Genomic DNA, 8,279 nt, shown 5'->3' on the forward strand with positions numbered 1-8,279 from the left:
CGGCACGGCCGCCGGGCGGGCCGCGCACGCGGCTGCCGGCGCGGTCGCCGCTCCCGCCGCCTCGCAGCCGACCGCCTGGACCGGCGGCGGGCTCATCGCCACCACCGAGGGGAAGGTGTTCTTCCAGAACGCCTCCGGCGGCACGTTCGCCTGCTCCGCGACCGTGGCCAACAGCGACAACAAGTCCGTCGTGCTCACGGCCGGGCACTGCGTGGTCGACGCCGCCACCGGCGAGGTCTACCACAACTGGGTGTTCATCCCGGGATACGCCAACGGCAGCCGCCCGTACGGCACGTTCACCGCCTCCGCCCTCTTCCACCGGGACGAGTACGTGTCGACCGGCGGCAACGCCAACTACGACTTCGCGTTCGCCAGGCTGGCCCCGCAAAACGGCAGGACCCTCGTCGACACGGTGGGCGCCGAGGGCATCGTCTTCAACCCGGCGACCGGCCAGGACGTCCACTCGTTCGGCTACGGCGGCTCCGCCGCGGAGGGTGGCGGCGAGCGTCTCAACCACTGCGAGGGGACCGAGGCGCCCGACACCGGCAGGGCCGGATCCACGATGTAGGGCCGGATCCACGATGTGGGGGATCGACTGCGTGCAGACCGGCGGATCGAGCGGGGGAGGGTTCCTCGCGAACTTCGACGCCTCCACCGGCGGCGGGTACCTGGTCGGCAACATCAGCGTCAGCGCGGGCAGCAACGAGTACCACCCGTACCTCGGCAACGAGGCGCTGAGCCTCTACCAGCAGGCCGGTTCCTGACCCCGCCCCGATGCCGGGCCCCGGAAGGTTCCCGGCTGCGCCCGGCTCCTGACTCCGGCCGGTGCCCGATCCCATCCGGTTCCGGACGCGGCCGGTTTCCGGCTCCGCCCCGTTCCTGACCCTGGCAGGTCCCTGGTCCGGGCCGGTTCCCGATCCGGTCGTCCGGATCCCGGCACCACCGGCCGCGGGTCCGGGCCGGGGCCCTGGACCGGGGCCCTGGACGCCGGCCCTCGGTCGGCGGTCCCGCGATGTCCGCCGGGCGCCCTCCGGTGCGCCCGGCGGACACCCGTACCGGATCCGGCGCTCGTGCGCCCGGGGGATGCGACCGTGCGCCGGTCCGTGTCCCGGCCGACCCCAGGAGTCCCGGACCCCCGGCCACCTGCGCGAACTCCGCCCGGATCGCCCATGTCCCGGGCCTGTGGCGCCGCGCGCGGGACACGCTCCGTCGCGGCGCGTGGACAATGAGCGCATGCCCGGAGACTGGATGCGGCAGATCGACCGGCTTCACGCCGGTCTCGTGCGGCGCGACGATCCCACCGCCTGGGTGCGGGAGGCGGACGCCGTCCGGGCGTCCCTCAGGTACCCCCATCTCGCCCTGCGCGGGCCGGTCTTCGGCGTGGCGGCGCGCGAGCCCGGCCACGGCGGGACCTGGCGCGCCGTGCGGCCGGTCACCTGTTCCACCCCGCAGGAGGCACGGGACGCGCTCAACTCGCTGCTGTGGTTCCGGGCCAAGGACGGCGACGACGCGCCCGCGGAGCGCCGGGCGCTGCTCGCGGCGGTCGGGCTGCTGGAACGCGCGGCGCCCGACGAACTGGACGTCCTCGGCGTGCGCTACCGGGTGGTGCGCGCCGACGAGATGGCGCGCAGCGGCGACGAGGGCCTCGAACCGCCGCGCCCCACCGACGTGGAACCGCACCGCACGTCCTGGGAAGGCGACGGCGACACGTCCTCGCGCGACCCGGGCACGTGCCTGCAGGCCGGGCAGGAGGAACCGAGCCCGATGGCCGGTGCGCTGAGACTTGCGCTGCGCCGGTTCGCGTACACGGGCGCGCGCTTCCCGGCCGAGGTGCGCGCCGACTCGGCGCGTGCCGTGGAGACGCACCCCGATGTCGTGCTGCTGCCCACCGGCTTCGGCGTCGCCGAACGCCGCGGCACGGTGTGGACGCCCCGCAGCTCGCTGCTCCCCACGCCCCACGACGCCCGCAGGCTGCTCTACGAGAGCATGACTGGCGCGTGGCCGATGCTCTTCCACTTCGACCGGCGCACGACCGAGGCGTACGCGCGGGCGGCCCGCCGCTTCCGGGCGGCACGGCGCGCCAACGAAGTACGCGTCGACGACACGCTGTTCCGCGTCTGCCGCATCGAGCGCCTCGTCCGCACCGGTCCCGACGGCCCGGAGCCGCCGCGCCGCTCCGACCACGACGCGTACGGGCCGATGCGGCTGCACCCCGTCGCGGACGACGAAGAGGACTCCCTGCCGTCCGGCTGAGGACGTGCCCCGGCGCGGCGGCGTGAGGTCGCCGTCCGCCGCGGCCGGTACCGCACGTCGGGACACGCGCGGGCGAGCAGGCGCCCCCGGCGCCGTGCCCACGTGTCCCTCCGCCCCGCGGCCGGAGGGGCGCCGCCCGGGCACGCGGGACCGCGGCGGGCCGTTCCGCGTGCCCGTTCCGCGCCCCTCAGCCCCGTCGCTGGCCCGGGAGCGTCGTCCTCGGTACCGAGAGGGCCGTGACGAGGACGCCCTCGCCCGCCGTCCAGCGCCCGGAGACCACGCTCAGCCACCGGGGGTCCGGGCCCTCGCGCGACAGGGACAGGGCGAACCCGAACGTCCCCGACGTGCCGGACGGCGCGTCGGCCTCCGGCGTCACGTCCGCCTCGGCGAAGTCCAGCTCGTAGCGCGTTCTCGGGTACCACGCCTTGAAGATGGTCTCCTTGATGCTGAACACCAGGCGGTCCCAGGCCACTCCGGGATGCGTCGCGAGCAGGCCGGCGATCCGTGCCCGCTCGGCCGGCAGCGTCACCGCGGCCAGCACCCCCTCGGGCAGCGGGGCGTTGGGCTCCGCGTCGATGCCGACGGCGTGCACGTCCGTGTCCCGGGCCACGGCCACTGCGCGGTAGCCGTCGCAGTGCGTCATGCTGCCGACGAGGCCGGACGGCCAGCGCGGAGCGCCCCGCTGGTCGGGCAGCAGCGGCGCCGGCGCGATGCCGAGCTCCGCCATCGCGGTCCTCGCCAGGTCCCGGACGGTGGTGAACTCGCGGCGGCGCTTGTCCACCGCGCGTGCCACCACGGCACGCTCCTCCGGGAAGAGCACGTCGCCCGACGCGTCGGCGAACGTGTCGTACGCCGTCACCGTCGCCGGCAGCAGCTCCGCGATCATCCCGCCTCCCGTGCCAGCGCGGGCAGGATCTCGCGCAGCCCGGGACGAGGCCGGCCCGTGCGCCCGCGCCACTCGCGCGGGTAACCCACCGAGACCTCGACGAACGGCACGCCGTCGTAGTGCGTGGTGCGGGGGATGTGGAGGTGGCCGTAGACCGAGGCGAGCGCACGGTGGGTGACGTGCCAGTCGGCCGTGCGCGTCGTGCCGCACCACTGCGCGAACTGCGGGTAGTACATGATGTCCGTCGGCTCGCGCCGCAGCGGCCAGTGGCTGACCAGCAGCGTCGGGAAGTCGGGGGAGCACGCGGCGAGGCGCTTGGCCGTCTCCTCCACCCGGGCCGCGCACCAGGCCTCGCGGCTCTCGTACGGGTCGGGGTGCAGCATGTACTCGTCCGTGCAGACGATCCCCGCCTCGCGCGCGACGCGCAGCGACTCCTCCTTGGTGGAGGTGCCCGGCGTCAGGAACGAGTAGTCGTACAGGAGGAACAGCGGCACCACGGTCACCGGGCCGCCCGCACCCTCCCACACGGGGTAGGGGTCCTCGGGCGTGGTGATGCCGAGACCCCGGCACACCGACACGAGGTGGTCGTAGCGGAACCGCCCGCGAAGCGTCAGCGGGTCCGACGGATGCGTCCACAGCTCGTGATTGCCCGGCACCCACACGACCTTGGCGAACCGTTCGGCGAGCAGCGACAGCGTCCACTCGATGTCCGTGCTGATCTCGCCGACGTCCCCCGCCACGAGCAGCCAGTCGCCGTCGGTGCCCGACCGCAGGGACTCGATGATCTCCCGGTTGTCGGGATGCGCCGCGTGCAGGTCGCTGATCGCGAGCAGCCGCGCCCCGCCGGGCGTCACGCGCCTCCGCCCCGGACGGCGCGCGGACGGGCCGCGCGGGCCCGCACCGTAGCGGAGGGACCGGGGCGGCGATGGATCGGCCCCGAGGCGGGCGGAGTCTCGCGGATGCTCGTCACGGCAGGATGCTACCCGCTGGGCCCCGCGACCTTGATGTCGTTTTTCTGCGAGCTTCGGCGGCCGTCGTCGCGGATGCTGGAAGCATGCACACCGACAGGGAACGCTGCGTGCGCGCGGTTCGCTCCAAAGATGAGCGCTTCGACGGCTGGTTCTTCACGGCCGTCCTGACCACCGGCATCTACTGCCGGCCGAGCTGCCCCGTGGTGCCCCCCAAGACCGAGAACATGGTGTTCCACCCGAGCGCCGCGGCCTGCCAGCAGGCCGGCTTCCGGGCCTGCAAGCGCTGCCGGCCCGACGCCAGCCCCGGCTCGCCCGCCTGGAACGCGCGGGCCGACAGCGTGGCCCGCGCGATGCGGCTCATTCAGGACGGCGTCGTGGACCGGGAGGGCGTGCCGGGTCTCGCGTCGCGCCTCGGCTACTCGGCCCGGCAGATCGAGCGCCAACTGCGTGCCGAACTCGGGGCCGGTCCGCTGGCGCTGGCGCGCGCGCAGCGGGCGCAGACCGCGCGTCTGCTGATCGAGACGACGGACCTGCCGATGGCCCAGGTCGCGTTCGCCGCCGGGTTCGCGTCCGTGCGTTCGTTCAACGGCACCGTGCAGGAGGTCTTCGCGCTGCCGCCGAGCGAGCTGCGGGCGCGGGCCGCCCGGGCCGGCGCGGCGCGCGGCCGGCGCGGCGAGCCGTCCCGGGTGCCGGGCGTGATCCAGCTGCGGCTGCCGTTCCGCGCGCCGCTGCACCCGGACAGCCTGTTCGGGCACCTGGCCGCCACCGCCGTGCCCGGCGTGGAGGAATGGCGGGACGGCGCCTACCGGCGCACCCTGACGCTGCCCTACGGCCACGGCATCGTGTCGCTCGCCCCGCGGCCGGACCACGTGGCCTGCCGCCTCTCCCTCACGGACACGCGCGACCTGACCGTCGCCATCAGCTGCTGCCGCAGGCTCCTCGACCTCGACGCCGACCCGGTCGCGGTGGACGAGCAGCTCGCGGCGGACCCCCGGCTCGCGCCGCTGGTGGCCGCGGCCCCGGGCCGCCGGGTCCCGCGCACGGTGGACGCCGAGGAGTTCGCCGTGCGCGCGGTGCTCGGCCAGCAGGTCTCCACGGCCGCGGCCCGCACACACGCCGCGCGCCTCGTGAGCGCCCACGGCGTCCCCGTCGACGACTCCGAGGGCGGCGGCCTCACGCACCTCTTCCCCTCGCCGCGGGCACTCACCGGCCTGGACCCCGAGGCGCTCGCGTTCCCGAGAGCGCGGCGCGCCACGCTCACCGGGCTCGTGGCCGCACTGGCCTCGGGCGAGCTGCGCCTCGGGCCCGACAGCGACTGGGACGAGGCCCGGGCCCGGTTGTCGGGGCTGCGCGGATTCGGGCCCTGGACGGTGGAGGCGATCGCCATGCGGGCCCTGGGGGACCCCGACGCCTTCCTGCCGACGGACCTCGGCGTGCGCAAGGCGGCGGCACACCTCGGCCTGCCCGTCGGCCCGGCCGCGCTCACGGCACGCGCGGCGGCCTGGCGGCCGTGGCGCGCCTACGCGACCCAGTACCTGTGGGCCACCGACGACCACGCGATCAACCGCCTTCCGGCGTGAGGCGCGCTCGGGCCCCGGTACAAGGACCGGCCCGACCCGGACCCGTCCCGGGGGGTCGGGCGGGCGGGTTCAGGAGAGACGAAGACAGTGAAGACCGTAAGGAATGTGAGGACAGTGAGGACATGGAACGCCGTCACAGCCTGATGGACAGCCCGCTCGGCCCGCTCACGCTGGTGGCGACCGACGGGGCGCTGAGCGGTGTCTACATGACGGACCACCGCCACATGCCCCCGCGTGAGACGTTCGGCGCACGCTCCGCCGAGCCGTTCCCGCAGGCCGTCGCGCAGCTCGACGCCTACTTCCGGGGCGAACTGCGGGAGTTCGACCTCCCGCTGCACCTGGAAGGCACCGGGTTCCAGCGCCTCGTGTGGAAGCAGCTCACCCTCATCCCCTACGGGGAGACACGCTCGTACGGGCAGCTCGCCGCCGCGCTCGGCCGGCCGGGAGCGTCGCGGGCCGTGGGCCTGGCGAACGGGAAGAACCCGGTGAGCATCGTGGTGCCCTGCCACCGGGTGGTGGGCTCCACGGGGGGCCTCACCGGCTACGGCGGCGGGCTCGCGAACAAGCAGCGCCTGCTCACCCTGGAGTCCGGCCACGTGGAGGCGCCGCCCGGCGCACTGTTCTGAGTGGGCCGCCCGGGCGGGCCGGGTGGGCCGTCGGGCGGGCGCGGGCGGCGCCGAGCCCTTCCCGGCCGCCTCCACGGCGCGCGAGGGCCGGCGGGGCCGGTGCGGGGGTCAGCCGACCGGGTGGCCGTCCTCCAGCTCCACCGTGTCGCCGCCCTTCTCCGCCGTCTCCAGGGCGGACGCGACCCGCCGCCCCAGCGACCCGGGGAAGTACGCGGGGATCTCGTCGCGCCCGACCAGCCGCCAGGACACCAGCTCGGCCTCCTGCAGCACGATCTCCGCGAGCTGCCCCGCGCTCAGCACGCCCCCGTCGTAGAGGTACGCGGCGATGGGCGGGCGGCCCGGCCCCCGTACCCAGTCGACGGCGAGCAGCCTGCCCGGCGCGATGTCCAGGCCGATCTCCTCGAGCGTCTCCCGGCGGGCGCCCTGCCGGGGGCTCTCGCCCTCGTCGGACTCGACCGTCCCGCCGGGCAGGGCCCAGCCCTCCCGGTAGTTCGGCTCGACCGCCAGGACGCGGCCCTCGCCGTCCCGGAACAACATGGCGGCACCGGCCAGGATGCGGGGCAGACCCGCGATGTACGTGGCGTAGTCGTCGCTGAGTGTCACGCGGGCAGCCTAGGCCATCGTCCGGCGGCCGGCCCGACCCGGCGTCCTCGCTCCCGCGCCCCGCCCGCCCTCGTTGCGTTGCGTCCCGCGTGCACGCCGCGTGCCGTCGGCGTCGTCGGCGTCCTCGGAGCGCCGCGGCCTGCCGCCTTCCCTCTCGCCTCCCCTCCCGCGGGCGGGCCCGGTCCGGTCTGGGCAGGTGTCCGGGCCCCGGATAGGGTCGGGGCGGCGCGACTGCCTGTTCGACTGCAAAGGAATGACACGTGACGGACGGAGCGGTGAGTGGGGGCCACGGTGACGGGGGCGCTCGGGCGAGCGTGCTGGTCGCCGCGGACAAGTTCAAGGGCTCGCTGACGGCGGTCGAGGTCGCCGAGCGGGTGGCGGCCGGCATCCGCCGGGTCGCGCCGGGGGTGCCGGTCGAGGCGCTGCCCGTCGCGGACGGCGGCGACGGCACGGTCGCCGCGGCGGTAGCGGCCGGCTTCGAGCGGCGCGAGGTGCCCGTGACCGGGCCGCGCGGTGAGCGGCTGACCGCGGCGTACGCGCTGAGGGGCGGCACGGCGGTGGTGGAGATGGCGGAGGCCTCCGGCCTCCAGCACCTGCCGCCGGGCGTCTTCGCGCCGCTGACGGCGACGACGCACGGCACCGGGGAGCTGCTGCGCGCGGCCCTGGACGCGGGCGCCCGCTCGGTCGTCCTCGGCGTGGGCGGCAGCGCGAGCACCGACGGCGGCGCGGGGATGCTCACGGCACTCGGCGCGCGCTTCCTGGACGCGGCGGGCCGGCCGGTCGCGGAGGGCGGGGGCGGCCTCGCCGCCCTGGCGTCCGCGGACCTCTCGGGCCTGGACCCGCGCCTCGCGCACACGGAGATCGTGCTCGCGAGCGACGTGGACAACCCGCTGACCGGACCCAAGGGCGCGGCCGCCGTCTACGGCCCGCAGAAGGGCGCCGGTCCCGAGGACGTCGTGGCACTCGACGCCGCGCTCGGCCGCTACGCGGCGGTGCTGGAATCGCTGCTCGGCCCCCCGGCGGCGGGGCTGGACCGGGCGCCCGGAGCGGGGGCGGCCGGCGGCATCGGGTACGGCGCGCTGGTGGGCCTCGGCGCCCGCTTCCGCGCGGGCATCGAGGTGATGCTCGACGTGCTGGGCTTCGCGGCGGCGCTGGAGCGCGCCACGCTGGTCGTGACCGGTGAGGGCTCGCTGGACGAGCAGACGCTGCACGGCAAGGCGCCCGCGGGCGTCGCCGCCGCGGCCCGCGCGCGGGGCATCGACGTGGTGGCGGTGTGCGGCCGTCTGGCGCTCGCGCCGCCGGCGCTGCGGGGTGCGGGGATCCTGCGGGCGTACGCGCTGAGCGACCTGGAGCCCGACCC

At 76.0% G+C, this 8,279-nt stretch carries 9 protein-coding genes; 6 read left to right on the plus strand and 3 right to left on the minus strand.

The features are described 5' to 3' along the window. The 3 genes from L1885_RS18955 to L1885_RS18965 form a co-directional block, all read left to right on the plus strand. On the plus strand, positions 1–568 hold a 568-nt coding region (locus tag L1885_RS18955), incomplete at its 5' end, for a trypsin-like serine peptidase (protein ID WP_372481977.1). 13 nt (positions 569–581) lie between these two features. Continuing rightward, a complete protein-coding gene (locus tag L1885_RS18960) occupies positions 582–764 on the plus strand; it encodes a hypothetical protein (protein ID WP_235798343.1) in 183 nt (60 codons plus the stop codon). Between the two features lie 469 nt (positions 765–1,233). Then, entirely contained in the window at positions 1,234–2,253 is a 1,020-nt protein-coding gene (locus L1885_RS18965; RefSeq protein ID WP_235798344.1) for a DUF5954 family protein, read from the plus strand. A gap of 187 nt (positions 2,254–2,440) precedes the next feature. On the opposite strand, the gene L1885_RS18970 is transcribed toward L1885_RS18965, so the two are convergent. Then, the gene (locus L1885_RS18970; protein WP_235798345.1) at positions 2,441–3,139 is read right to left on the minus strand and encodes a 4'-phosphopantetheinyl transferase family protein; all 699 of its coding nucleotides are present in this window, start codon (positions 3,137–3,139) and stop codon (positions 2,441–2,443) included. Further along, on the minus strand, positions 3,136–3,993 hold the full coding sequence (locus L1885_RS18975) for a metallophosphoesterase family protein (protein WP_235798346.1): 858 nt from the start codon (positions 3,991–3,993) through the stop codon (positions 3,136–3,138). Before L1885_RS18975 ends, L1885_RS18970 begins: the two co-directional genes overlap by 4 nt. Before the next feature lie 200 nt (positions 3,994–4,193). Between L1885_RS18975 and L1885_RS18980 the strand changes: the two genes are divergently transcribed. Both L1885_RS18980 and L1885_RS18985 read left to right on the plus strand, forming a co-directional pair. After that, entirely contained in the window at positions 4,194–5,690 is a 1,497-nt protein-coding gene (locus tag L1885_RS18980; protein WP_235798347.1) for an AlkA N-terminal domain-containing protein, read from the plus strand. A gap of 122 nt (positions 5,691–5,812) precedes the next feature. Continuing rightward, positions 5,813–6,316: a methylated-DNA--[protein]-cysteine S-methyltransferase gene (locus L1885_RS18985; RefSeq protein ID WP_235798348.1), complete on the plus strand. Its 504-nt coding sequence runs from the start codon at positions 5,813–5,815 to the stop codon at positions 6,314–6,316. A gap of 108 nt (positions 6,317–6,424) precedes the next feature. Here the strand turns inward: L1885_RS18985 and L1885_RS18990 are convergent, their stop codons facing one another. Continuing rightward, entirely contained in the window at positions 6,425–6,919 is a 495-nt protein-coding gene (locus tag L1885_RS18990) for an NUDIX domain-containing protein (protein WP_235798349.1), read from the minus strand. Between the two features lie 260 nt (positions 6,920–7,179). On the opposite strand from L1885_RS18990, the gene L1885_RS18995 reads away from it, so the two are divergent. Continuing rightward, positions 7,180–8,279, plus strand: a 1,100-nt coding sequence (locus L1885_RS18995) for a glycerate kinase (protein WP_235798350.1), incomplete at its 3' end; no start/stop codon positions are given.

Source organism: Streptomyces fuscigenes (assembly GCF_021556455.1).
GTDB classification, from domain to species: domain Bacteria; phylum Actinomycetota; class Actinomycetes; order Streptomycetales; family Streptomycetaceae; genus Streptomyces; species Streptomyces fuscigenes.

What these genes read in the sequence shown, in the direction of transcription:
- L1885_RS18970 (WP_235798345.1), bottom strand. Translation starts at nt 3,139, where the DNA reads ATGATCGCGGAGCTGCTGCCGGCGACGGTGACGGCGTACGACACGTTC.
- L1885_RS18980 (WP_235798347.1), top strand. Translation starts at nt 4,194, where the DNA reads ATGCACACCGACAGGGAACGCTGCGTGCGCGCGGTTCGCTCCAAAGAT.
- L1885_RS18960 (WP_235798343.1), top strand. Translation starts at nt 582, where the DNA reads ATGTGGGGGATCGACTGCGTGCAGACCGGCGGATCGAGCGGGGGAGGG.
- L1885_RS18985 (WP_235798348.1), top strand. Translation starts at nt 5,813, where the DNA reads ATGGAACGCCGTCACAGCCTGATGGACAGCCCGCTCGGCCCGCTCACG.
- L1885_RS18965 (WP_235798344.1), top strand. Translation starts at nt 1,234, where the DNA reads ATGCCCGGAGACTGGATGCGGCAGATCGACCGGCTTCACGCCGGTCTC.